This window comes from Rhodobacter ferrooxidans, assembly GCF_000176015.1.
Taxonomy (GTDB): domain Bacteria; phylum Pseudomonadota; class Alphaproteobacteria; order Rhodobacterales; family Rhodobacteraceae; genus Pseudorhodobacter_B; species Pseudorhodobacter_B ferrooxidans.
The window spans coordinates 1-24,061 of the sequence record NZ_ACYY01000021.1; the positions used below are offsets into that span (position 1 = coordinate 1).

General features: G+C 65.7%; 25 protein-coding genes. 14 read left to right on the forward strand and 11 right to left on the reverse strand.

Features of this window, described 5'->3' with window-relative positions:
- Positions 1 to 76: 76 nt before the first annotated feature.
- Both RSW2DRAFT_RS13525 and RSW2DRAFT_RS13530 read right to left on the reverse strand, forming a co-directional pair.
- Entirely contained in the window at positions 77 to 676 is a 600-nt protein-coding gene (locus RSW2DRAFT_RS13525; RefSeq protein ID WP_008031864.1) for a peptidylprolyl isomerase, read from the reverse strand.
- Positions 666 to 1,175, reverse strand: a complete 510-nt coding sequence (locus tag RSW2DRAFT_RS13530; RefSeq protein WP_008031865.1) for a peptidylprolyl isomerase — start codon at positions 1,173 to 1,175, stop codon at positions 666 to 668. Before RSW2DRAFT_RS13530 ends, RSW2DRAFT_RS13525 begins: the two co-directional genes overlap by 11 nt.
- A 130-nt stretch (positions 1,176 to 1,305) precedes the next feature.
- Here RSW2DRAFT_RS13530 and RSW2DRAFT_RS13535 point away from each other — a divergent pair, with 130 nt between their 5' ends.
- The 5 genes from RSW2DRAFT_RS13535 to RSW2DRAFT_RS13555 all read left to right on the forward strand — a co-directional run bounded on the left by RSW2DRAFT_RS13535 (position 1,306) and on the right by RSW2DRAFT_RS13555 (position 6,787).
- Complete coding sequence (locus tag RSW2DRAFT_RS13535; protein ID WP_008031866.1) at positions 1,306 to 2,499, forward strand: phosphoglycerate kinase; 1,194 nt, start codon at positions 1,306 to 1,308, stop codon at positions 2,497 to 2,499.
- 184 nt (positions 2,500 to 2,683) lie between these two features.
- Entirely contained in the window at positions 2,684 to 2,986 is a 303-nt protein-coding gene (locus tag RSW2DRAFT_RS13540) for an FtsB family cell division protein (RefSeq protein ID WP_008031867.1), read from the forward strand.
- A 168-nt stretch (positions 2,987 to 3,154) separates the two neighbouring features.
- Entirely contained in the window at positions 3,155 to 4,144 is a 990-nt protein-coding gene (gene pdhA / locus RSW2DRAFT_RS13545) for a pyruvate dehydrogenase (acetyl-transferring) E1 component subunit alpha (RefSeq protein WP_008031868.1), read from the forward strand.
- 12 nt (positions 4,145 to 4,156) lie between these two features.
- Positions 4,157 to 5,497, forward strand: coding sequence for a pyruvate dehydrogenase complex E1 component subunit beta (locus RSW2DRAFT_RS13550; RefSeq protein ID WP_008031869.1), 1,341 nt, complete (start codon positions 4,157 to 4,159; stop codon positions 5,495 to 5,497).
- Positions 5,498 to 5,509: 12 nt separating this feature from the next.
- Complete coding sequence (locus RSW2DRAFT_RS13555; RefSeq protein WP_008031870.1) at positions 5,510 to 6,787, forward strand: pyruvate dehydrogenase complex dihydrolipoamide acetyltransferase; 1,278 nt, start codon at positions 5,510 to 5,512, stop codon at positions 6,785 to 6,787.
- Between the two features lie 15 nt (positions 6,788 to 6,802).
- Here RSW2DRAFT_RS13555 and cysE read toward each other — a convergent pair whose 3' ends face one another.
- From cysE to RSW2DRAFT_RS13585, 6 genes are all read right to left on the reverse strand, one after another.
- A complete protein-coding gene (cysE, locus tag RSW2DRAFT_RS13560) occupies positions 6,803 to 7,612 on the reverse strand; it encodes a serine O-acetyltransferase (RefSeq protein ID WP_008031872.1) in 810 nt (269 codons plus the stop codon).
- Positions 7,613 to 7,722: 110 nt separating this feature from the next.
- Entirely contained in the window at positions 7,723 to 8,571 is an 849-nt protein-coding gene (locus RSW2DRAFT_RS13565) for a fumarylacetoacetate hydrolase family protein (RefSeq protein WP_008031874.1), read from the reverse strand.
- A 12-nt stretch (positions 8,572 to 8,583) separates the two neighbouring features.
- On the reverse strand, positions 8,584 to 9,324 hold the full coding sequence (locus tag RSW2DRAFT_RS13570) for an SDR family oxidoreductase (RefSeq protein ID WP_040672233.1): 741 nt from the start codon (positions 9,322 to 9,324) through the stop codon (positions 8,584 to 8,586).
- 10 nt (positions 9,325 to 9,334) lie between these two features.
- Positions 9,335 to 10,465: a Gfo/Idh/MocA family protein gene (locus RSW2DRAFT_RS13575; protein ID WP_008031880.1), complete on the reverse strand. Its 1,131-nt coding sequence runs from the start codon at positions 10,463 to 10,465 to the stop codon at positions 9,335 to 9,337.
- A 136-nt stretch (positions 10,466 to 10,601) separates the two neighbouring features.
- Positions 10,602 to 11,897, reverse strand: coding sequence for an O-acetylhomoserine aminocarboxypropyltransferase/cysteine synthase family protein (locus RSW2DRAFT_RS13580; protein WP_008031882.1), 1,296 nt, complete (start codon positions 11,895 to 11,897; stop codon positions 10,602 to 10,604).
- Positions 11,898 to 12,089: 192 nt separating this feature from the next.
- A complete protein-coding gene (locus tag RSW2DRAFT_RS13585; protein ID WP_008031884.1) occupies positions 12,090 to 12,650 on the reverse strand; it encodes a DUF4202 domain-containing protein in 561 nt (186 codons plus the stop codon).
- Positions 12,651 to 12,761: 111 nt separating this feature from the next.
- Here RSW2DRAFT_RS13585 and RSW2DRAFT_RS13590 point away from each other — a divergent pair, with 111 nt between their 5' ends.
- From RSW2DRAFT_RS13590 to RSW2DRAFT_RS13595, 3 genes are all read left to right on the forward strand, one after another.
- Positions 12,762 to 12,959 carry a heavy-metal-associated domain-containing protein gene (locus tag RSW2DRAFT_RS13590; protein WP_008031885.1) on the forward strand — a complete coding sequence of 66 codons (198 nt, stop codon included), beginning with the start codon at positions 12,762 to 12,764 and terminating at the stop codon, positions 12,957 to 12,959.
- 167 nt (positions 12,960 to 13,126) lie between these two features.
- Positions 13,127 to 13,255: a hypothetical protein gene (locus RSW2DRAFT_RS18730; protein WP_008031888.1), complete on the forward strand. Its 129-nt coding sequence runs from the start codon at positions 13,127 to 13,129 to the stop codon at positions 13,253 to 13,255.
- A 57-nt stretch (positions 13,256 to 13,312) separates the two neighbouring features.
- Positions 13,313 to 13,645 carry a TfoX/Sxy family protein gene (locus tag RSW2DRAFT_RS13595; RefSeq protein ID WP_008031891.1) on the forward strand — a complete coding sequence of 111 codons (333 nt, stop codon included), beginning with the start codon at positions 13,313 to 13,315 and terminating at the stop codon, positions 13,643 to 13,645.
- Between the two features lie 61 nt (positions 13,646 to 13,706).
- On the opposite strand, the gene ndk is transcribed toward RSW2DRAFT_RS13595, so the two are convergent.
- On the reverse strand, positions 13,707 to 14,129 hold the full coding sequence (gene ndk / locus RSW2DRAFT_RS13600) for a nucleoside-diphosphate kinase (RefSeq protein WP_008031894.1): 423 nt from the start codon (positions 14,127 to 14,129) through the stop codon (positions 13,707 to 13,709).
- 154 nt (positions 14,130 to 14,283) lie between these two features.
- Here ndk and RSW2DRAFT_RS13605 point away from each other — a divergent pair, with 154 nt between their 5' ends.
- From RSW2DRAFT_RS13605 to RSW2DRAFT_RS13615, 3 genes are read left to right on the forward strand one after another with little or no spacing between them, the layout of a single operon-like run.
- The gene (locus tag RSW2DRAFT_RS13605) at positions 14,284 to 16,134 is read left to right on the forward strand and encodes an ABC-F family ATP-binding cassette domain-containing protein (protein WP_008031897.1); all 1,851 of its coding nucleotides are present in this window, start codon (positions 14,284 to 14,286) and stop codon (positions 16,132 to 16,134) included.
- Entirely contained in the window at positions 16,134 to 16,754 is a 621-nt protein-coding gene (locus tag RSW2DRAFT_RS13610; RefSeq protein WP_008031899.1) for a MarC family protein, read from the forward strand. The genes RSW2DRAFT_RS13605 and RSW2DRAFT_RS13610 overlap by 1 nt, the downstream gene beginning before the upstream one ends.
- A gap of 60 nt (positions 16,755 to 16,814) precedes the next feature.
- Positions 16,815 to 17,387, forward strand: coding sequence for a retropepsin-like aspartic protease family protein (locus RSW2DRAFT_RS13615; protein ID WP_008031900.1), 573 nt, complete (start codon positions 16,815 to 16,817; stop codon positions 17,385 to 17,387).
- Positions 17,388 to 17,494: 107 nt separating this feature from the next.
- Here the strand turns inward: RSW2DRAFT_RS13615 and RSW2DRAFT_RS13620 are convergent, their stop codons facing one another.
- A complete protein-coding gene (locus RSW2DRAFT_RS13620; RefSeq protein WP_008031902.1) occupies positions 17,495 to 17,962 on the reverse strand; it encodes a DNA polymerase III subunit chi in 468 nt (155 codons plus the stop codon).
- Positions 17,963 to 17,966: 4 nt separating this feature from the next.
- On the reverse strand, positions 17,967 to 19,436 hold the full coding sequence (locus tag RSW2DRAFT_RS13625) for a leucyl aminopeptidase (protein WP_008031903.1): 1,470 nt from the start codon (positions 19,434 to 19,436) through the stop codon (positions 17,967 to 17,969).
- A 180-nt stretch (positions 19,437 to 19,616) separates the two neighbouring features.
- Here RSW2DRAFT_RS13625 and lptF point away from each other — a divergent pair, with 180 nt between their 5' ends.
- From lptF to RSW2DRAFT_RS13640, 3 genes are read left to right on the forward strand one after another with little or no spacing between them, the layout of a single operon-like run.
- Positions 19,617 to 20,747 (forward strand): LPS export ABC transporter permease LptF, encoded by a 1,131-nt coding sequence (gene lptF, locus RSW2DRAFT_RS13630; RefSeq protein ID WP_008031905.1) that lies wholly within the window; start codon positions 19,617 to 19,619, stop codon positions 20,745 to 20,747.
- Positions 20,744 to 21,838 (forward strand): LPS export ABC transporter permease LptG, encoded by a 1,095-nt coding sequence (gene lptG / locus RSW2DRAFT_RS13635; protein ID WP_008031908.1) that lies wholly within the window; start codon positions 20,744 to 20,746, stop codon positions 21,836 to 21,838. The genes lptF and lptG overlap by 4 nt, the downstream gene beginning before the upstream one ends.
- Positions 21,838 to 23,985 (forward strand): LPS-assembly protein LptD, encoded by a 2,148-nt coding sequence (locus tag RSW2DRAFT_RS13640; RefSeq protein WP_008031910.1) that lies wholly within the window; start codon positions 21,838 to 21,840, stop codon positions 23,983 to 23,985. The genes lptG and RSW2DRAFT_RS13640 overlap by 1 nt, the downstream gene beginning before the upstream one ends.
- Positions 23,986 to 24,061: the final 76 nt, after the last annotated feature.

Sequence of the window (24,061 nt, forward strand, 5' to 3'; positions counted from 1 at the left end):
TTCTTTCTTCTTTCGCCTTGGTTTAGGAAATATCCCACGGGGGTCCGGGGGGTGAAACCCCCGGCCTGTGGTGGTGTTATTCCGCCACGGTCACTTTCGCCATGCGGTCGGGGTCGGTGACCTCGCCATTGCCGCCCTCGCCCTTCTTCAGCGCGTCTACCACCTCCATGCCGGAGATCACTCGGCCGACCACGGTGTATTGGCCGTCCAGATGCGGTGCCGGGGCGAACATGATGAAGAACTGGCTGTTGGCAGAATCGGGGTCCGAGGACCGCGCCATGCCGACCACGCCGCGGTCGAAACTGACGTCCGAGAACTCGGCCTTCAGATCCGGCAGCTCCGATCCCCCCATCCCGGCCTGCGCCGAGGCGGCACCCTTGCCGTATTGCACGTCGCCGGTCTGCGCCATGAAGCCGTCGATGACGCGGTGGAACACCACGTCGTCATAGGCGCCTTGCGCGGCCAGCGTGGTGATCTGCGTCACATGCAGCGGCGCCACATCCGGCAGCAGGTCGATGACGATGGTGCCGGTCGTGGAACCGGCCACCTCGATCACCAGATTGGGGCCGGGGCCATCGGCGGCCGCATCGGTGGCGGTTTGCGCCAGCGCATAGCCGCCGACCACGGCCAGACCCAGGGCGAAAATGCCGCCCGCTATGAAACCATCACGCGACATCGGCGGCCACCTTCACCTTGATCATCCGGTCGGGGTTCGGCGCGGGCTCGCCGCGGGTGATCTTGTCCACATGCTCCATGCCGGAAATCACCCGGCCATAAACGGTATACTGGCCGTTCAGGAAATCGTTATCCTTGAAGTTGATGAAGAACTGGCTGTTGGCCGAGTTGGGGTTGGACGAGCGCGCCGCCCCCAGCGTGCCGCGCGCATGCGGCAGTTTGGAGAACTCGGCCGGCAGGTCGGGCAGGTTCGACCCGCCGGTGCCCGCACGCCGCAGGTTGAAGCCCTTTTCGGCATTGCCGTTTTCCACATCGCCGGTCTGCGCCATGAAGCCGTCGATGACGCGGTGAAACACCACATTGTCATAGGCGCCGCTGCGGGCGAGGGCTTTCATGCGTTCACTGTGTTTCGGCGCAACATCTGCCAGCAGTTCGATCACCACATCGCCGTCTTTCAGCGTGATGATGATGGTGTTTTCCGGGTCCTTGATTTCGGCCATCGGCGGCATCTCCTTTTTGCTGGCGCCAAGGTAATGATGCGAAGGCCGAAGGGAAAGGGCAAAGCTTCGGCGGCGGTTGACGAAAGCTTGCGAACGGCGGAAACAGGGACAAATGGATTTGGAGGGACGAATGGCCTGGAAGACTCTGGACGACGTGGCGCTGGCGGGCAAAGTGGTGCTGCTGCGCGTCGATGTGAACGTGCCGATGGAAAACGGCGTAGTCACCGATGCCACCCGCATCGAAAAGATCGTGCCGACGGTCGAGGATATTCTGGCGCGCGGCGGCAAGCCGGTGCTCTTGGCGCATTTCGGGCGGCCCAAGGGCAAGCCGGTGGCCGAGATGAGCCTTGGGCTGATCATTCCGGCGATGCAGGCGGCGATGCCGGGGCGCAAGGTGAAATTCTGCGCCGAAAGCACCGGGCCGGTGGCGGCGGCGGCGGTGAAGGCGATGGTTGCGGGCGAGGTTCTGGTGCTGGAAAACACCCGGTTCCATGCCGGCGAGGAAAAGAACGACCCCGAACTGGCCAAGGCCTTTGCCGCTTTGGGCGATGTCTATGTCAACGACGCCTTCTCGGCGGCGCACCGGGCGCATGCGTCCACCGAAGGCATCGCGCATCTGCTGCCATCGGCGGCGGGGCGGTTGATGGAGGCGGAACTGCGGGCCTTGGAGGCCGCGCTTGGCAACCCGAAGCGGCCGGTGGTGGCGGTGGTGGGCGGGGCCAAGGTCTCGACCAAGCTGGACCTGCTGGGCAATCTGGTGACCAAGGTCGATCATCTGGTGATCGGCGGCGGCATGGCCAACACCTTCCTGGTGGCGCAGGGCATCGAGGTCGGCAAATCGCTGGCCGAGCGTGACATGGCGCCGACAGCACTTGAGATTGTCGCCAAGGCCAAGGCGGCGGGCTGCACCATCCATCTGCCGATCGACGTGGTGGTGGCCTGGGAGTTCAAGGCGGGTGCCGCCAACAAGGTGGTGGATGTCAAGGATTGCCCGGCTGACGCAATGATCCTCGATGCCGGGCCTGCCACGGTGGCGGCCCTGGCCAAGGTGTTTGCCAGCGCCAAGACCCTGATCTGGAACGGCCCGATGGGGGCGTTTGAAATCGAGCCGTTCGATGCCGCGACCAATGCCGCGGCCTTGCAGGTGGCGGCGCTGACCAAGGCGGGCGGGCTGATCTCGGTGGCGGGCGGCGGTGACACGGTGGCGGCACTGAACAAGGCGGGGGCTGCGGATGATTTCACCTTCATCTCGACCGCGGGCGGCGCCTTCCTGGAATGGATGGAAGGCAAGGAACTGCCCGGTGTGGCGGCGCTGAACGTCTGAACCGGCGAAAAAAGGCGTTGGCGCGCAATGGTCGCGCCAATGCGCTTGCCGCTGCAAGTCGCAGGCTTGCCGCACTGCAAGGAATTGATCACGTGTGATTCTTTTGGGATTCACAAAGTGATTCGGCTGTGCCATGGTGCGGTATCCGCCTGCATAGAACGACAGGCAGAACCAGAGGCCGCGCATGACCATCCGCTCCAACCGCCCCGCGATCAGCAATGCGCTGATCCTGATGGCCGCCGTCCTGATCGGTGGCTATTTCACCTTTGCCGCGGTGCAGGGTGATTTCGGGGTGTTCCGCCAGGTGCAGATCAAGGCCGAGGCCGAGGCGCTGCGGGCCGAGCGTGACCGGCTGAAGCAGGCGCTGGCCGAGATGCAGAACCGCACGCTGCGGCTGTCGGATGCCTATCTGGATCTTGACCTTTTGGACGAACAGGCCCGCGACGTGTTGGGCTACATCCGCGCCGACGAGATCGTGATCCGTTAGGGCGGGCGTGCTGGAAGGCAGGGCCTCCGGCGGGGATATTTTCGAACAGATGAAGCTGGATTTCGCCGATTCAAATGCGGCGCGAATTTCCGCTCGAACTTTGTTTTCCGATGCGGTAAGAGTAGTTTAACACTAAACTATCTTTGCCGCCGAGGGAGGACCGCCACGATGGCCACCAAGAAAACGCCCGAGAAATCAAATGTTTCCAAGGATGAACTGCTGCATTTCTACCGCGAGATGCTGCTGATCCGGCGATTCGAGGAGAAGGCCGGGCAGCTTTACGGTATGGGGCTGATTGGCGGGTTCTGCCATTTGTATATCGGGCAAGAGGCGGTTGTGGTCGGGCTGGAGGCGGCGGCCAAGCCCGGCGACAAGCGGCTGACCAGCTATCGCGACCACGGCCACATGCTGGCCTGCGGCATGGATGCCAAGGGGGTGATGGCCGAACTGACCGGGCGCGCGGGCGGCTATTCGCGCGGCAAGGGCGGCTCCATGCACATGTTTTCCAAGGAGAAGCATTTCTACGGTGGCCATGGCATCGTGGGGGCGCAGGTGCCGCTGGGGGCGGGGCTGGCCTTTGCCGACAAGTATCTGGGCAATGACAACGTGACCTTCGCCTATTTCGGTGACGGGGCGGCCAACCAGGGTCAGGTTTACGAGACCTACAACATGGCGCAACTGTGGAACCTGCCGGTGATTTTCGTCATTGAAAACAACCAGTATGCCATGGGCACCAGCATGAAACGCTCGACCCGGGGCCCCAGCCTGTGGGAACGCGGTGCGGCCTACGGCATCAAGGGCGAGCCGGTCGATGGCATGGATGTGCTGGCGGTGAAGGCGGCGGCGGAAAAGGCGGTGGCGGTGTGCCGCGCCGGCGAGGGGCCGTATATTCTGGAGATGATGACCTATCGCTACCGCGGCCACTCGATGTCGGACCCCGCGAAGTATCGCACCCGCGAGGAGGTGCAGAAGATGAAGGACGAAAAGGACGCGATCGAGCATGTGCGCGATCTGCTGCTGGGTGCCGGGTTGGCCTCGGACGAGGATCTGAAGGCCATCGACCGCGACATCAAGGCCATCGTCAATGAAGCGGCGGAATTCGCCAAGGAAAGCCCCGAGCCGGATGTTGCCGAGCTTTGGACCGACATCTACGCCTGAGGGGGAAAAGACATGGCCACGCAAATCCTTATGCCCGCACTGTCGCCCACCATGGAGGAGGGCACCTTGGCGAAATGGCTGGTGAAAGCCGGTGACAAGGTGAAATCCGGTCAGATCCTGGCCGAGATCGAGACCGACAAGGCGACGATGGAATTCGAGGCGGTGGACGAGGGCGTGATCTCGGCCTTGCTGGTGGCCGAGGGCGCCGCGGGTGTGAAGGTCAACGCGCCGATTGCCGTGCTGGTGCAGGAAGGCGAAAGCGCCGCGGTGGTGGCAGCGCCGCAGGCCAAGGTGGCGGCGGTGGTTGCCGCGGCCCCGGCGCCGGTGGCGGTGCAGGTCTCGCGCTCGCCCGATTGGCCGGAAGGCACGGCGATGAAGCCGATGACCGTGCGCGAGGCGTTGCGCGAGGCGATGGCCGAGGAGATGCGCGCCAACGACCGGGTTTTCCTGATGGGCGAGGAAGTCGGCGAATATCAGGGCGCCTACAAGATCAGCCAAGGCTTGCTGGAGGAATTTGGCGCCCGGCGGGTGATCGACACGCCGATCACCGAGCATGGCTTTGCCGGGCTGGCAGTGGGTGCTGCCTTTGGCGGGCTGAACCCGATCGTCGAATTCATGACCTTCAACTTTGCCTTGCAGGCGATGGATCACCTGATCAACTCGGCGGCCAAGACGTTGTACATGTCGGGCGGCCAGATGGGGTGCCCGATCGTGTTCCGTGGCACCAATGGTGCTGCGGCGCGGGTCGGCGCCCAGCACAGCCAGGATTTCGCCGCCTGGTTTGCCCATATTCCGGGGCTGAAGGTGGTGATGCCCTATTCGGCCTCCGACGCCAAGGGCCTGCTGAAATCGGCCATCCGCGACCCCAACCCGGTGATTTTCCTGGAAAACGAAATCCTTTACGGCCGCAGCTTCGAGGTGCCGGTGCTGGAGGATTTCACCATTCCGTTCGGCAAGGCGCGGGTGTGGCGGATCGGCACCGATGTGACCATCGTCAGCTTCGGCATCGGCATGAGCTATGCTTTGGAGGCTGCCGACAAGCTGGCCGCCGAGGGCATCAGCGCCGAGGTGATTGATCTGCGCACGCTGCGGCCCATCGACTATGACACGGTGATTGCTTCGGTGCAGAAGACCAACCGCTGCGTGACGGTGGAAGAGGGCTGGCCGGTCGGTGCCATCGGCAACCATCTGTCGGCCACGATCATGCAGCGGGCGTTCGACTATCTGGACGCGCCGGTGATCAACTGCACCGGCAAGGACGTGCCGATGCCCTATGCCGCCAATCTGGAAAAGCTGGCGCTGCTGACCACCGCCGAGGTGGTCGCCGCCGTCAAATCCGTCTGTTACCGGTAAGGAGGCACCGCCATGGCCACGCAGATTCTGATGCCCGCGCTGTCGCCCACCATGGAAGAGGGCACCCTGGCCCGCTGGCTGGTGAAGGTGGGGGATGCGGTGAAGTCCGGCCAGATCCTGGCCGAGATCGAGACCGACAAGGCGACGATGGAGTTCGAGGCCGCCGATGACGGGGTGGTTGGGGAATTGCTGGTGGCCGAAGGTGCTGCCGGGGTGAAGGTCAACACGCCGATTGCGGTGTTGCTGGAAGAGGGCGAGGCGCTGAGCGAAAGCTCTTCGGTCGCGGCCGCTCCCTCATCGCCTGTGGCCGCGCAGAGCGCAGCACCTGCAAACGACAAGCCCGCGCCCGTGGTGGCGAAACCCGCAGGCGCGCGGGTGTTCGCCTCGCCTTTGGCGCGGCGGATCGCGGCGGACAAGGGCCTTGACCTGAGCGCCGTGCAAGGCTCCGGCCCGCATGGTCGCATTGTGAAATCTGATGTCGAGGGGGCGAAACCCGTGGCCGCCCAGACCCCTGCCGCGGCTGCCCCTGCCCCGGCCATGGCTGCACCCATGCCCACTGGCGCCAGTGCCGATGCGGTGAAGAAGCAATACGCCGACCGCGCCTATACCGAGGTGCCGCTGGACGGCATGCGCCGCACCATCGCCGCGCGGCTGACCGAGGCCAAGCAGACCATCCCGCATTTCTACCTGCGCCGCGAGGTGCGGCTGGATGCGCTGTTGGCCTTCCGCGAGGCGCTGAACGCCCAGCTTGCCCCCCGGAACATCAAGATTTCCGTCAATGATTTCATCATCAAGGCCTGCGCCTTGGCGCTGCAGGCGGTGCCCGATGCCAATGCGGTCTGGGCCGGCGACCGCATCCTGCGGCTGACGCCCTCGGATGTGGCGGTGGCAGTGGCGGTGGAAGGCGGTCTGTTCACCCCGGTGCTGCGCGACGCGCATCTGAAATCACTGACCGCGCTTTCGGCGGAAATGAAAGACCTCGCCGCCCGCGCCAAGACCCGCAAACTGGCCCCCGTCGAGTATATCGGCGGCAGCTTTGCCATCTCGAACCTCGGGATGATGGGCATCGACAGCTTCGATGCGGTGATCAACCCGCCGCATGGCGCTATTCTGGCGGTGGGGGCCGGGGTGAAAAAGCCGGTGGTGGCCGAAGATGGCAGCCTGAAAGCCGCCACGCTGATGACGCTGACTCTGTCGGTGGATCACCGGGTGATCGACGGCGCCCTTGGGGCGGAGCTGCTGAAAGCCATCGTCGGCCATCTGGAAGCGCCGCTGGCGATGCTGGCCTGAGGGGCGCGCGGCCCCTCAGATATCCTCGTCCAGCAACTGATCCATCATCACCGCAGGCTGGGCGCAGCCCGCCTCGCCCACCACCCGCGCCGGCACCCCGGCCACGGTGGAGCACGGCGGCACGTCATGCAGCACCACCGACCCCGCGGCAATCCGCGAGCAGTCGCCGACGTGGATATTGCCCAGCACCTTGGCCCCGGCACCGATCATCACCCCGTTGCCGATCTTCGGATGCCGGTCGCCATCCTCCTTGCCAGTGCCGCCCAGCGTCACCGAATGCAGCATCGACACGTTGTCGCCCACCACCGCGGTTTCACCGATCACAATGGAATGGGCGTGGTCGATCATCACGCCGCGGCCGATCTTCGCTGCCGGATGGATATCCACCCCGAAAACCTCGGAGACCCGCATCTGCACCAGATAGGCCAGATCGCGCCGCCCCTGCCCCCACAGCCAGTGGCCGACCCGATAGGCCTGCACCGCCTGATAGCCCTTGAAGAACAGGATCGGCTGCAGATAGCGGTGGCAGGCCGGGTCACGGTCATAGACCGACATCAGATCGACCCGCGCCACCTGCCCCAGCTCCGGTTCGGCCAGATAGGCCTCGTCGGCAATCTCGCGCAGGATCTGCTCGCCCATCTCGCTGGAGGCCAGCTTCATCGCAAAGCGGAACGACAGCGCCCGTTCCATGCTGGCGTGGTGCAGCAAGGCCGAATGCACCATGCCGCCCATCAGAGGCTCGACCCGGATCGCCTCGGCGGCTTCCTCGCAGACCCGTTGCCAGACCGGATCGACGGCGGAAAGATTGGGGTGCTTCTTGGCCATGGCAATTGCTCCGGTTTTTTCCCTTTTAGCACACCGGGACGAAAGCCGACAGACCCACGCCCCTTGGGCTTCTTCTCTGCGAAAATATCCCCGCCGGAGGCCCCGCCCTGTCAGGTCGGATCAGCGATCACGTCCTGGCGCTGCTGGCCCAGCCCCTCGACCCCCAGTTCCACCACATCGCCGGGTTTCAGGTAACGCGGCGGCTTCATCCCCAGCCCGACTCCCGGCGGCGTGCCGGTGGAGATCACATCGCCCGGATGCAGCGTCATGAACTGCGTGAGGTAGCTGACCAGATGCGCCACGCCATAGACCATGGTGCGGGTGGAGCCGTTCTGCACCTTTTCGCCGTTCACCGTCAGCCACATCGCCAAAGCCTGCGGGTCCGCCACTTCGTCGCGCGTCACCAGCCAGGGGCCGATCTGGCCGAAGTTGTCGCAGGATTTGCCCTTGGTCCACTGGCCCGAGCGTTCGGTCTGGAACGCCCGCTCGCTGACATCATTGGTGATGGCATAGCCCGCCACATGGTCCAACGCCTTGTCCTCGCTGACGTATTTCGCCTTCGTGCCGATGATCACCGCCAGCTCCACCTCCCAGTCGGTCTTGACCGAGCCGCGCGGGATGATGATCGGGTCGTTCGGGCCGCAGATGGCCGAAGTGGCCTTCATGAAGATGATCGGTTCGGGCGGCACCGAGGCCCCGGTCTCGGCGGCATGGTCGGAATAGTTCAGCCCGATGCAGATGAATTTTCCAGTGCCCGCCACGCAAGGCCCCAGCCGCGTGCCCGGCGCCACAACGGGCAAGCTGGCCGCATCCACCGCGCGCAGGGCGGCGATGCCTGCATCCGACAGCGCAGCGCCGCCGATATCGGCCACCACGCCCGAAAGATCGCGGATGCTGCCATCGCTGTGCAGAAGGCCGGGCTTTTCGGCCCCGATGGGTCCGTGGCGCAGAAGTTTCATCGTCTCATCCCTTCAGGTATTGACCCAGCCGCCGTCGATCACATGCGCGACGCCGGTGGTATAGCTTGATTCGTCCGAGGCCAGATAGACCACCAGCGCGGCAATCTCCTCGGGCTGGCCGATGCGGCCGATCGGCTGGCGGGCGACAAAGGCAGCCCGCGCCGCTTCGAAATCGCCGGTGGCGCGCAGCCGGGCCTCCAGCGACGGGCTTTCCACCGTGCCGGGGCAGATGGCGTTGGCGCGGATGCCTTTGGTGATGAAATCGGCGGCAATCGCCTTGGTCAGCCCGATCACCCCGGCCTTGGTGGTGCCATAGACAAAGCGGTTCGGCGCCGCGATCACCGACGACACCGCCGAGGCCATGTTGATGATCGACCCGCCGCCCTTGGCCAGCATCCCCGGCAGAAAAGCCTTACACATCAGATACATCGCCGTCATGTTCAGGTCGAGGCTGAAGGCCCATTGCTCTTCGTCACAGTCGAGAATCGTCCCCGACGCCACAAACCCCGCGCAGTTGAACAGCACGTCCAGCGGCCCCACAGCCTCCACCGCCGCGGCAATGCTGGCCGGGTCGCGCACGTCCAGCAGCCGGGTTTCCAGCCCCTCGGCAGCGAGGTCCGCCAGCGCCGTGGCGTTGACATCGGTCGCAATCACCCGCGCCCCCTCCCGCGCCATCGCCAAGGCCGAGGCCCGCCCGATGCCCTGCCCAGCCGCCGTCACCAGTGCCGTCTTGCCCGAAAGCCTGCCCATCATCCGCCCTCGCCTACACGTTCACCCAGGCCGCATCGGCCTGCGACGAGGCCACGCAGGCCACCTGAAACCGCATCCCCAGCATCCCGTCGGCCAGCCCGGGTGCTGTCACCGCAGGGTCCAGCGGCGTGCCGTATTTGGCATGGGCGATCAGCGCTGCCGCTTCCGCGTAGATGGTGGCAAAGCCTTCCAGATAGCCTTCCGGGTGCCCTGCGGGCGTGCGGCTGACCCGCGCGGCTTGCGGCCACGACCCCGCCCCCGCCCGCGTCAATATCTGCGTCGGCTGACCCAGGGGCGTGAAGCGCAGCACGTTGGGATTTTCCTGCTGCCACTCGATGCCGCCCTTGTCGCCATACACCCGCAGCCGCAGGCCGTTTTCATTGCCGGTGGCGACCTGGCTTGCCCAAAGCAGGCCCTTGGCGCCACCGGCAAAGCGCAGCCGCACCTGCGCATCGTCATCCAGCCGCCGCCCCGGCACAAAGCTGGTCAGGTCGGCCGAAAGCTGCGTGACCTGCAAACCGGTGACAAACCCCGCAAGGTTCAGCGCATGGGTGCCAATGTCACCAATCGCGCCACCAACGCCCGACCGCGCGGGGTCGGTGCGCCACTCGGCCTGCTTGGAGCCGGTCTGTTCCAGCGGCGTGGCCAGCCAGTCCTGCAGATATTCGGCATTGACCAGCCGGATGGTGCCCAGCGCGCCGGATGCCACCATGGCACGGGCCTGCCGGATCAGCGGATAGGCGGTGTAATTGTGGGTCAGGATGAACTGCTTGCCGCTTTCGGCCACGACCTTGGCCAGATGCTCGGCCTGCGCCATGGTCGCGGTCAGCGGCTTGTCGCAGATCACATGGATCCCGGCGCGCAGGAAGGCCTCGGCCACCGGCGCGTGCAGGTGGTTCGGCGTCACGATGGCCACGGCGTCGATGCCATCGGCGCGGCCGGCCTCGGCCACGGCCATGTCGAGGTAGTTTTCATAGCTGCGGTCGATGCCAAGCTCTGCCGCCGAGGCCGCCGCCCGCGCGGGGTCGGACGACAGCGCCGCCGCCACCAGATCCCAATGCCCGTCCAGCCGCGCCGCGATCCGGTGCACCGCCCCGATGAACGCGCCCTGCCCGCCACCCACCATCCCGAGTTTCAACCGCATGTCATCCCCCCTTGGCATTTGTTGAAAGACTAGCGGCAACAGCATTGGTTGGCAAACCCAAGCGGTGGCGAAAAGCAGGCGGCCGCCGCTGCGCTGGCGCAGCGGCGGCCGCCTTTTGCCGGACCGACCGTCTGGTTCAAACTGCTCCGGCCGCCGCAAGGCCAAGCGCGATGTCGGCCAGGATGTCGTCGATATGCTCCAGCCCGATCGACAGCCGCACATAGCCTTCGGTCACCCCGGTTTTCAGCCGGTCCTCGGCCGAAAGCTGCGAATGGGTGGTGCTGGCCGGATGGATCGCCAGGCTGCGGGCATCCCCGATGTTGGCGACATGATACAAAAGTTCCAGCGAGTTGATAAACCGCTGCCCGGCCTCGCGGCCCGCCTTCAACTCGAACCCGACCAGACCGCCATAGCCGCCCTTCAGGTATTTGTCGGCCCGCGCCTTGGCCGTGCCGGTTTGCAGGCTGGGGTGGATGACCTTGGAAACCTCGGGTCGCCCGGCGAGGAACGCCGCGACTTTGGCCGCATTCTGGCAATGCCGCTCGATCCGCAGCGGCAGGGTCTCGATGCCTTGCAGGGTCTGGAAGCTGTTGAACGGCGAGGGTGCCGCGCCCAGATCGCGCAGCAGCGTGGTGCGGGCCTTGATGATATAGGCCACCGGGCCAAGCGGTGCCGTGGCCTCGACCCAGACCGCGCCATGATAGCTGGCGTCCGGGGTGTTCAGCGCCGGTTGCCGCTCGGGGTGTGCCTTCCAGTCGAAATTGCCGCCATCCACGATCACCCCGCCGATCGAGGTGCCATGGCCGCCCAGATATTTGGTGCTGGAATAGACCACGATGGCCGCGCCATGCTCGAAGGGCCGGGCCAGCAAGGGGGCGGCGGTGTTGTCAACGATTAGCGGAATCCCCAGCGGGCGGCCAAGGGCGGCCACTTCGGCAATCGGAAACACTTCCAGCTTGGGGTTCGGCAGGGTTTCGGCATACCAGGCCCGGGTGCGGGCGTCGGACGCCGCCACGAAGGCCTGCGGGTCGGCGGGATCGACAAACCGCACCTCGATGCCCTGATCCTTCAGGGTGTTGGCGAACAGGTTCCAGGTGCCGCCGTAAAGGTTGGTCGAGGACACGATGTTGTCGCCGACTTTGGCAATGTTCTGAATTGCATAGGCACTTGCCGCCTGCCCCGAGGATACCGCCAGCGCCGCAACGCCCCCTTCCAGCGCCGCCACCCGCTGCTCCAGCACGTCGGTGGTGGGGTTGCCAAGCCGGGTGTAGATATTGCCCAGCTCCTGCAAGGCAAACAGTGCCGAGGCATGTTCGGTATCGCGGAACTGATACGAGGTGGTCTGGTAGATCGGCACCGCCACCGCCCCGGTGGTCGGATCGGCGCGGTAGCCCGCGTGCAGGGCAAGGGTTTCGGGATGCTTGGAGGCCATGGGATTTCCTTTGTGCGGATTTGGCGGCGCGCGCCTTGATAGACGATCAACTTGGTCGATTTTGAACCTAGCGGGATCGCGGGCTGGTCGCCATTCTAAAGACCGGACAGCAGACAGCAATGATTTTTCCGGGTGCCGCGGCGGCGGAGAAGGATCTTCTGTTTCGGCGCCGGATTTGGCCGCTGGCGGGCGTCAGGGCCGGAAAAGTTCGGCCAGATCGTCGGGCAAGGCAAACTCGGCCAAGGCCCGCGCACGAGCTGCATCAGACATCTTGCGCGCGGTCTGCGCCACGATCTTGTGCAGGCTTTCGGCGTCACGCTCGGCGGCGAAGGGCTGGAAATACCAGCGCAGGAACACGAAACAGATGGTGTCCTCCAGCGCCTGCACTTGCGCGTCGCGCTTGATCCCCTCCTTGCGCAGCATCTGGCCCGCCGCCTCGATCTCGGCGCTGGCAAAGCCCGCCGCGGCCATGATGCCGCCCACACGCGCCGCATGCCGCCGCCCCTGCTCGCGCCGCCAGTCCAGGTAACCTGCGCGGCCTTCGGGGTAGCTGTCACGCGGCAGCAGCCAGCGTTCGACATGCTGACCGCGCGCCGCGATCTGCAAGGCCGGGGACGCCGCCGGAAACAGCCGCGCCAGTTCGGCGCTCATCCGCTGGCCATACAGCAGCGCCGCCGGTGAACCGTCTTCCAGCGTCGGATCGGCGGCATTGGCCGCATCAATCGCCGCAAAAGCCTGCTTCAGATCGCCCATCCGCCCACCCTTTCGCCGTTTCGCCGCACCCTGCCGCGGAACCATCGCCGTCCCCTTGCACTTTGCCGCAAAAACCCCCAGCTTCAAGGCTTCACAGCGCCGGAGGCCCGCATGATCACCCTTTCGATCCCCGACATGAGCTGCGGCCATTGCAGCGCCTCGGTGCAACAGGCCTTGGGCGCGCTGCCGGGTGTGAGCGGCATCGTGGTGGACTTGAACAGCCGCACCGTCACCGTGGACGCCGCCCCCGCCCCGCAGGCGCTGATCGCGGCGCTGGACGGCATCGGCTTTCCCGCCAGCCTGATCTGACGCGCAAAAATGTGATGTGACGTCGCGGCCTGACAGTTGCAGCGGCTGCGGTTTCGGCTTATTTAACACGGTAAGCGCCCAAATTTCGCCCCAACCTGCTGTTAATCAGGGCGGCATGCAAACAAGAGGCGCTTACCTTGAGTCGAGCCAGTAAACCGGAGCCTTCCATGCCCAAATCCCCCGTCAAAGCCGCCCCGCAACAGGGCAGCGCGCAGCCGTCGCAACAACAGGGCCAGCAAAGCGCGCCCGTGCAGCAAGGCGATCAGCCGGTGTTCCGCGACTGGGCAGCGATCTGAGGCTTTGCGCGGGCGGGCCCAGCGGTTAGGCTAGGGCTTTTCGCGCAAGGTTTCCTGATGCCGTCAGCGGTTTCAACAATTCCCAACCTCGGCCCGGCCTCCGAGGCCGCGTTCGCGCGTGCGGGCATTGAGTCTGCTGAAGAAATCCGTGAAATGGGGGCAGATGCCGCCTATCTGCGGCTGCTGCAAGCAGGCACGTCCCCGCATTTCATCGGCTATTATGTGCTGGTCATGGGATTGCAGGGCCGGCCCTGGACCGATTGTCAGGGTGCCGAAAAGGCTGCCCTGCGCGTGCGCTTCGATGCGTTGAAGGCGCAGGTCAAACACAAGGGCCGCTCCGAAATCGAAGCGGCCCTTGATGCGTTGGGGGTGGTGGAACGGCGCCGCTAGCGCCGTCCAAAATCCTTCGAAGGATTTTGCAAAAGTTTTCGAAAACTTTTGCGCACCCGGATCAGCCGACCAGTTCAAGCCCCGAGAAGAAGAAGGCGATCTCGCGCGCCGCCGAGGCCTCGCTGTCGGAGCCGTGCACCGAGTTTTCACCGACCGACAACGCAAATTCCTTGCGGATGGTGCCATCAGCGGCATTGGCCGGGTTGGTGGCCCCCATCACGTCGCGGTTTTTCGCAATGGCACCTTCGCCTTGCAGCACTTGCACCACCACCGGCTCGGAGGCCATGAATTCGCACAACTCGCCGTAAAAGCCGCGGGCGGCATGTTCGGCATAGAAGGCACCGGCCTGCGCCAGCGACAGGTGGATGCGCTTGGAGGCGACGACGCGCAGCCCGGCATCCTCGAACTTGGCAACGATCTTGCCGGTCAGGTTGCGTTTGGTGGCGTCGGGTTTGATGATCGAAAGCGTGCGCTCGATGGCCATGGTGATCTCTTTTCCAGTTTCGCAGCCAGGCCCCTGCCCGGCTTGCCGATTGCGCCGCCCTGCTAGCAGAAGCGGCGGCGCTTGAAAAGGCGGGGCTTGAAAAGCCGTGACCAAGCAGGATTGACGCCGCCGCGCCCTTCGGGCAGGGAACGCCATGCTCAGGATTTCAGACATCAGCTATTCCGTCGAAGGCCGCCCGCTGTTTTCGGGCGCTTCGGCCACCATTCCCTACGGCCACAAGGTCGGGCTTGTCGGGCGCAATGGCGCGGGCAAGACCACGCTCTTTCGCATCATCCGCCGCGAACTGGCGCTGGAGGGTGGCGACATCAGCCTGCCCGCCCGCAGCAAGATCGGCGGCGTGGCGCAAGAGGTGCCGTCCTCCGACACCTCGCTCTTGGACACCGTGTTGCAGGCCGACACCGAACGCACGGCGCTGCTGGCGGAATCGGAGACCGCGCAAGACCCGCACCGGATTGCCGATATCCAGCACCGGCTGGCCGATATCGACGCCTGGTCGGCGGAAGGCCGGGCCTCCAGCATCCTGAAAGGCCTGGGTTTCGATGCCGAGGCGCAGTTGCGGCCCTGTTCGGATTTCTCGGGCGGCTGGCGGATGCGGGTGGCTTTGGCGGGGGTGCTGTTCGCCCAGCCAGACCTTTTGCTGCTGGACGAGCCGACCAACTATCTTGATCTGGAAGGCGCGCTGTGGCTGGAGGCTTACCTTCAGAAATACCCCCACACCGTCATCATCATCTCCCACGACCGCGGGCTTCTGAACCGCGCGGTGCAGGGCATCCTGCATCTGGATCAGAAAAAGCTGACCTACTGGACCGGCCCCTACGACCAGTTCGCCCGCCAGATGGCCGAACGCCGCGCCGTGCTGGCCTCGGAGGCCAAGAAGCAGGAAGCCCGCCGGGCGCATCTGCAAAGCTTTGTCGATCGCTTCAAGGCCAAGGCGTCGAAGGCCGTGCAGGCGCAAAGCCGGGTCAAGATGCTGGAGAAGATGACCACCATCACCCCGCCGGAAGAGGCGAAAAAGCAGGTCTTCACCTTCCCCAAGCCCGAGGAATTGTCGCCCCCCATCATCAACATGGAAGGCGTGGCGGTGGGCTATGGTGGCCCGCCGATCCTGCGCAAGCTGAACCTGCGGATTGACCAGGACGACCGCATCGCCCTGCTGGGCCGCAATGGCGAGGGCAAATCGACGCTGTCCAAGCTGCTGGCAGGCAAGCTGGAGGCTTGCGAGGGCAAGATGGTCAGCTCGTCGAAGCTGCGCATCGGCTATTTCGCCCAGCATCAGGTCGATGAATTGCACATCGACGAGACGCCGTTGCAGCACATCATGCGGCTGCGGCCCAACGAAGGCCAGCCACGGCTGCGGGCACGGCTGGCCGGCTTCGGGCTGATGGCGGATCAGGCGGAAACCGTGGTGGGGCGACTGTCGGGCGGCCAGAAGGCGCGGCTCAGCCTGCTGCTGGCCACCATCGACGCGCCGCACTTGTTGATCCTGGACGAGCCGACCAACCACCTCGATATGGAAAGCCGCGAGGCGCTGGTGGAGGCGCTGACCGAATATTCCGGCGCCGTGGTGCTGGTGTCGCACGACATGCACCTGCTGGGGCTGGTCGCCGACCGGCTGTGGCTGGTCAAGGGCGGCGCTGTGGTGCCCTATACCGAGGATCTGGAAACCTATCGCGCGCAACTGCTGGCGGGCGACGAGGATGCCAAACCCAAAGCCGCCGCCGCGGTGGAAAAGCCGAAAAAAGCCAGCCGCGACGAGGTGTTGGCGCTGAAAGCTGACGTGCGCAAATGCGAGGAGCGCCTGGCCAAGCTGAACGACATGCGCGACCGGCTGGCGAAAAAGCTGGCCGACCCGGAACTGTATGAACCGGGCCGCGGCACCGAGGCCGAGACCTGGCAGAAGAAATACGCCGAGGTGATGGACGGGCTCGACCGCGCCGAGGCGATGTGGCTGAAGGCGCAGGAAAAGCTGGAGGCGGCAAGCTGATGGTCAGCACCGGGTTCCTGATCACCGCCTTTGCCACGCTGTTCGTGGTGGTCGATCCGCCCGGTCTGATCCCGCTGTTCATCGCCCTGACCCCCGGCATGACCGCCGCCCGCCGCCGCACCATCGGCTGGCACGCCTGCGTCATTGCCATCGGGCTCTTGACGCTGTTCGGGCTAGCGGGCGAGACGGTCTTGAATTTCATCGGCATCTCGATGCCCGCCTTCCGCATCGCGGGCGGCATCTTGCTGTTCCTGACCGCCCTCGACATGCTGTTCGAACGCCGCACCCAGCGCCGCGAGGGGCAGGCGAACGAACACCCCGACGACCCCTCGGTTTTCCCGCTGGCCACGCCCTTGATCGCCGGACCCGGGGCGATGGCGACGATGATCCTGCTGGTGGGGCAAGCCGGGCCGGGCTGGTCCGGGGTGATTGCGGTGCATCTGGTGATGATCGTGGTGATCGCCAGCGCCTTCGCGCTGTTCCTGGTCGCCGGACCGTTGGAGCGGCTGCTGGGCCGCACCGGCACCATGGTGATCACCCGGCTCTTGGGCATGCTGCTGGCGGCGCTGTCGGTGCAATTCGTCATCGACGGCATCCGCGGCACCGGGCTGATCGGCTAAGGCGGAACTTGCGCGCGCCGCCCTGCGCCCCTACATCTTGTCGACCGCAAGGGGGCTGACATGGACGGCAACAGCATCGCGCAACTGGCTTATCTGTCGCTGTTGCTGGCGGCGGTGGGCGGCTGGGTGCTGGTGGAATACCGCGGCCGCCTGAGCTTTGCGCTGCGCTCGGCGCTGGCCTGGGGGATGATCTTCATCGGCGTGATCGCGGGTTACGGGCTTTGGGGCGACATCCGCTCCAGCATCGCGCCGCAGCAGCAGATCAGCGGCGAACGCATCGAGGTGCCACGGGCCGAGGACGGGCATTATTACCTGACGCTGACCATCGCGGGCACGCCGGTGCAGTTCATGGCCGACACCGGGGCGTCGAATGTGGTGCTCACGCGCCAGGACGCCCGCCGCCTTGGCATCGACCCTTCGGTGTTGAACTACTTCGGCGAGGCCAATACCGCCAATGGCGTGGTGCGCACCGCGCGCATCAAGTTGACCGATGTCGAACTGGGGCCGGTGAAGGACGCGGTGCTGACCGCCTATGTCAACGATGGCGAGATGGAAGGTTCGCTGCTGGGCATGGACTATCTGGGCCGCTTCCGCATCGAGATTGCCGGCGACCGGATGATCCTGACGCGCTGACGCTCGCAATTTCACCTTTGCCCAAATATCCCCGCCGGAGGCTCCCGACCGCAACGCAGGTGCCTCCGGCGGGGATATTTGCGCAAAGGTGAAGCCAACAGCGCCGGTCAATCCGGCGGATTGCGTTCGGTCTTCATCTGCCAGCTGCCACTGTCTTCGGACCAGTATTTTGCGTGCAGCCCCTGCGCCGTCAGGGTTTTCCACTGCGCCCGCGCGGTCTCCAGCGCCGCAGGGTCGTTGCCGTCGAACAGCACCCAGACCCGTTCCAGCGCCTCGGCCTCGCCGGTCAAGGGTTCGGCCCCATCGACCAGCATCAACGCATGTGCAGCGTTGCCGATGGCACCGGTGCCCAGCAGCACCGGCTGATCGGCATCCTGCGGCCCGCCTTGCAGGCCATGCGGCAGGAAGCCTTCCTCCGGCCCCAGCCAAAGCCGCTCATCCAGCAGCGCCAGCCGCGCCGGGTCGGTGCCGCGCAGCATCACCCGCCAGCCCAAATCCAGCGCGCGCGACAGCAGCCCCGCCGCCGTCGCCTCGACCGGCGAGCGGGTCAGGTGGTAGAACAGCACCAGCACCAAGCGCTCAAGCCTCGAAACGGTCAGCGATCAGCCGGTTCAGCGCCAGCACGCCCCAGCCGGTCGCGCCCTTGGGGGCGAGTGTGGTGTCGGCCTTGACCAGCGCCGTGCCGGCGATGTCCAGATGCACCCAAGGCATGTCGGGCTGAATGAAGCGTTTCAGGAACTGCGCCGCGGTGATCGCGCCGCCGTCGCGGCCCCCGACGTTCATCATGTCGGCAATCCGCGATTTCAGCTTGTCGTCATAGGCTTGCCCCATCGGCATCCGCCAGGCGCCCTCGCCCTCCGCCGCCGCCGCCTTCAGGAAAGCATCGCACAGCGCGTCGTCGTTGGAGAAAACCCCGGTATTTTCATGCCCCAGCGCCACGATGATGGCGCCGGTCAGGGTGGCCAGATCAATCACCCCCTTCGGCTTGAAGCGATCCTGGGCATACCAAAGCACATCGGCCAGCACCAAGCGGCCCTCGGCATCGGTGTTGATCACCTCGATGGTGTCGCCCTTCATGGATTTAACCACGTCGCCCGGCCGCTGCGCCCGCCCGTCGGGCATGTTTTCCACAAGGCCGACCAGCCCCACCACATTGGCCTTGGCCTTGCGCATCGCCAGGGTGCGCATGACGCCCGCCACCACGGCGGCGCCGCCCATGTCCATGGTCATTTCTTCCATGCCCGCCGCGGGTTTGATCGAAATGCCGCCGGTGTCGAACACCACGCCCTTGCCGACCAGCGCCAGCGGCGCCTCGCCCTTCTTGCCGCCGTGCCATTGCATCACCACGACCTTGGAGGGCGTTTCAGACCCCATGCCGACGCCCAGCAGCGCGCCCATCCCGAGGTGCAGAAGCTGGTCTTCCTCAAGGATCTCCACCTCCAGCCCCAATTCGTGCATGGCGGCCAGACGGGCGGCGAAATCGAAGGTGGTCAAGACGTTGGCGGGCTCGTTCACCAGATCGCGGGTGAAGAACACGCCTTCGACCAGCGCCGCCATCGGGCCTGCGGCGGCGGCCACGGCTTCGGGGGCGTTGACCATCAGGGTCACCGGGCCGGGGCTGGTTTTCTCGCCGGTCTTGTGGGGCGTGAAGTCATAGGCGCGCATGGCGATGCCAAAGGACAGCTCGGCGGCGCGGGGATGCGCCTCGGCCAGCACCAGCGTGCCGGCCTTGGACAGCGCCTTGCCGATCACGCCGCCGGCCTTGCGGGCGGTGGCTGCATCGGCACGCTTGTCCAGCCGCACCACCTGCACCGCCTCGGCGGCCAGACCCGCGGGCCAGGCCAGATCCTGCGCCTCGCCCGGTTTCAGCTTGGCAAAGGCCTCCGATCCCAGATAGCGCACCAGCGCCCCGCGCATCAGCTTGTCCAGCTTGCGCGCCGCCAGCCCGAGGCTGCCACCCTCGGCCACAAGCACCGCAATCCGCCCGGGCGCCTTTGCCAGGACCTCGGCATCGACGGCTTGAAACTGGATCGGAACGGGATGGGACATGCGATTTCTCCAAGGTCATTGCCACCTGCGTCGGGGTTCGGGCCCAGGTTCAGCCCGGGCACGGCAGGGTTCTGCCCGACGCTAGCCCCTGAGGCCGGGCTTGACCAGATATGAGTTTTCCCCGCCGCCAATTTCGGCTAGCGTCGCGCGCAAGAGCAAAACCCCGGAGGCCTGCCTGACGTGTCGAGATTCGACAGATACCTGCTGTCGCAATTGCTGGCGCTGTTCGGCTTTTTCTCGCTTGTGCTGGTGGCGGTCTATTGGATCAACCGCGCGGTGCTGCTGTTCGACAAGCTGATCGGTGATGGCCAGTCGGCGCTGGTGTTCCTGGAGTTCTCGTTGCTGACCCTGCCCAGCGTGATCATGCTGGTGCTGCCATTTTCGGCATTTGTGGCAACGGTTTACGGCATCAACCGCCTGACGCGCGACAGCGAGCTGGTGGTGATGCAGGCAACCGGCTTTTCGCCGCTGCGGCTGGCACGACCGGTGGCGATCTTCGGGCTGATCGTGGCGGCGATGATGGCGGTGCTGCTGCATGTGCTGGTGCCCGAAAGCCGCGCCACGCTGGCGCAGCGCACGCTGGAGGTTTCGGAAAACCTGGCGGCGCGGTTTCTGATGGATGGGCAGTTCATGCATCCGGCCAAGGGGATCACGCTTTACATCCGGGAAATCAGCCCGAAGGGCGAATTGCGCGACGTGTTTCTGGCCGACACCCGCAGCCCGACCAGCCATGCAACCTATACCGCCAGTCGCGCCTTGCTGGTGAAGGGTGACAGCGGGCCGAAACTGGTGATGCTGGACGGCATGGTGCAGAACCTGAACAACAAGGAAGGCCGGATGTCGGTCACGCGTTTTGCCGATTTCACCTATGATCTGGCGACGTTGATTGCCGGGCCGAAAGTGCTGAAACGCAATGCCTCGGCCCTGTCCACATATGATCTGCTCTGGCCCAGTGCCGAGATTCTGCAGGAAACCGCCGAAACGCCCGAGGCCCTGTGGTTTCAGGCCCACAACCGGCTGGCGCAGCCCATTCTGGGGTTGGCGGCGGCGCTGATCGGGTTTTCGGCGCTGTTGCTGGGGGCGTTCAGCCGCTTTGGCCTTTGGCGGCAGATCGCGGTGGCGGTGGCGCTGATGATCACGGTGCAGGGCATTGCGACCACCATGCTCAGCCTGGGCCTGAAGCAGCCGGAATTCTGGCCCTTGGCCTATGCGGCGCCGCTGGCGGGGCTGGCCATGGCGGCGGGGTTGCTGTGGCTGGCGCAACGGCCGCAGCGGCTGCGGCAACCGGGCTCTGCCGAGGCCGTGGCATGACGCTGAGCCTGTATATCGCGCGGCGGTTCGTCTGGCTGTTGCTGGGAATCATTCTGGGGTTTGCCACCATCCTGTTGCTGATCGACAGCCTGGACCAGTTGCGCAGGCTTTCCGGCCAGGGGATCAGCCTGGGACAGGCCACGCTACTGGCGGCGATGAACATGCCGTCCAGCCTGTATCGCATCCTGCCGCTGCTGATGATCCTTGCGGCGATCACGCTGTTCATGGGCCTCGCACGGTCCAGCGAACTGGTGGTGGTGCGGGCCTCGGGGCGGTCGGGGCTGCGGTTTCTGGCCACGCCGGTGCTGGCGGCCCTGCTGTTCGGGGCGGTGGCGGTGGCGGTGCTGAACCCGCTGGTGGCCGCGACGCTGAAACGCTACGACACGCTGCTGTCGAAATACGCGCAAGACGGCGAAAGCGTGCTGTCGATCAACGATGACGGGCTGTGGTTGCGGCAAGGCGGGCCGGACGGGCAGACGGTGATCCACGCCGCCCGGGCCAATGCCGATGGCACCGAGCTGTTCTCGGTCACCTTCCTGTCGTTCGATGCCGCCGGTCTGCCCAGCGCGCGCACCGAGGCCCGCGAGGCCCGGCTGGGCGATGGGGCCTGGGCCTTGGTGGATGCCAAGACCTGGCCGCTGAATTTGGCCAACCCCGAGGCTTCGGCGGCGCGGGAAACCGGAACCCGGCTGCCCTCTGATCTGACCCGCGATGCCATCCGCGACAGTTTCGGCACGCCGGCGGCGATCTCGATCTGGAACCTGCCGTCCTACATTGCCGGGCTGGAGCGCGCCGGGTTTTCCGCCCGCAGCCACCGGGTGTGGTTGCAGACCGAGCTGGCGCTGCCGTTGCTGCTGGCCGCGATGGTGCTGATCGCCGCGGGTTTCACCATGCGCCCCACCCGGTCGGGCAAGACCGGCACCTATGTGCTGCTGGCGCTGCTGGGCGGTTTCGGCATCTTCTTTCTGCGCAACTTCGCGCAGGTGCTGGGCGAAAACGGCCAGATCCCGATCGCCATGGCGGCCTGGAGCCCGCCTGCCGCCGCCGTGCTGTTCGCGGTCGGATTGCTGCTGCATCTGGAGGATGGCTGATGCGTGGCCTGCGGCTTCTGGCGCTGACTGTTGCCCTGTGGCTTGGCCTGCTGGTGCCGCCGGCAGCCGCGCAGGACATGGCCACGCTGATTGCCAACCGGGTGTCGGTGGTGGGCGATGACACGCTGGTGGCCGAAGGGGCTGTCGAAGTGCTGTATCAGGGCCGCCGTCTGCGCGCCGCCCGCATCACCTATGACCGGCCCGCCGACCGGCTGCACATCGAAGGCCCGATCACCCTGATCGACGGCACCGGCAGCTTCCTGCTGGCCAGCCAGGCCGATCTTGCGGCCGATCTGTCCGAAGGCGTGCTGATTTCCGCCCGCATGGTGCTGAACCAGCAATTGCAGATCGCCGCGGCGCAGATCATCCGGGTCGGTGACCGCTATACGCGGATGTCGAACAGCGTGGCCTCGTCGTGCCAGGTCTGCGCCGACAATCCGGTGCCGCTATGGGAGATCCGGGCGGCCAGTGTCGTGCATGACCAGTTGCGCCAGCAGCTTTACTTTGACAGCGCCCAGTTGCGGGTGGGCGGCGTGCCGGTGTTCTATCTGCCGCGGCTGCGGATGCCCGACCCGACGCTGAAGCGCGCCACCGGCTTTCTGACCCCGGAGCTGCGCACCACCTCGGGCCTGGGGCCTGGGGTCAAGGTGCCGTATTTCATTGCGCTTGGCCCGTCGCGCGACCTGACGCTGACGCCGTATCTGACCGCCAAATCCGGCCGCACGCTTGGGCTGCGCTATCGGCAGGCCTTTGCCACCGGCCAGATCGAGGTGACGGGGGCGGTTTCGACCGACGACATGCGGCCCGACAAGACCCGCGGCTATGTTCTGGCCACCGGCGCTTTTGATCTGCCGCGCAATTTCAAGCTTGATTTCAATCTGCAGGCGGTCAGCGACCCGGCCTATTATCTGGACTATGCGGTGTCCGATCAGGACCGGCTGGACAACCGCGTCGAGATCAGCCGCACCCGGCACAACGAATACATCTCGGGCCGGGTGATCCAGTTCCGCTCGATCCGGGCGGGCGAGGACAATGCCACGCTGCCGTCGCTGATCGGCGATTTCACCTTCCATCGCCGCTTTGACGGCGGGCCGCTGGGCGGCGAGGGCGGGCTGCGGTTCCAGACCCACAGCCATTACCGCACCTCGTCCAACCCGCTGGACGCCGATCTGGACGGCCATGCCGATGGCCGCGATCTGAGCCGGGTGTCGCTGCGGGCCGACTGGCGGCGCAACTGGGTGTTGCCCGGTGGCGTGCTGGGGGCGGTGATGGGCGAGGTGTCGGGCGACATCTATGCGATCCGTCAGGACGCGCTGTATCAGGGCCAGACCACCCGGCTTGACGGCGCGGCGGCGGTCGAACTGCGCTGGCCCTGGGTGTCCACGGCGACCACCGGTGCGGCCTATGTCATCGAGCCGGTGCTGCAACTGGTGGCCAGCCCGCGCCGCCTGGCCCCGCTGCCCAACGAGGATTCGGCGCTGGTGGAATTTGACGAGGGCAACCTGTTTTCGCTGAACCGCTTTGCCGGGTCGGATGCGCGCGAACGCGGGGTGCGGCTGAACCTCGGGATCGGCTGGACCCGCTATGACCCGGCGGGCTGGAACCTGGGCGCCACGCTGGGCCGGGTGCTGCGGCGCACCGACCCGGCGCAATTCGGACCGGCCTCGGGGTTGGCGGGGCGCAGCTCGGACTGGCTGGCGGCCACGCAACTGTCGCTGGGCAGTGGCATCAAGATGACCAACCGGCTGCTGTTTGACGACAGCTTTGCCGTCACCAAGGCCGAAGTGCGGATGGACCTGAACCGCGACCGCTACGGGATCGGATCAAGCTATGTCTGGATGCTGGCCGATGCCGGCGAGAACCGGCTGACCGACACCTCCGAGCTTTACCTTGATGGCCGCTACGACCTGACCGCCGCCTGGACCGGCAAGGCCGCGACGCGCTATGACCTGATCGCCGACCGCGCCACCAATGCCTCACTCGGGCTGGAGTTCCGCAACGAATGTCTGGCGATTGATCTTTCCCTCTCGCGTCGCTTCACGTCCTCGACTAGTGTGGAGCCGACAACCGATTTCGGCCTTTCGGTCGATCTTCTGGGGTTTGGCAGCGGCACCAAGGCCGGTCCGGCACGGGTTTGCCGCCGATGATCCCGAACCTTTCTGCGGCAGCCCGCCGCGGGTATGCGCCTGCACGACCAAACAAGACCTGCTGATCCCATGATGA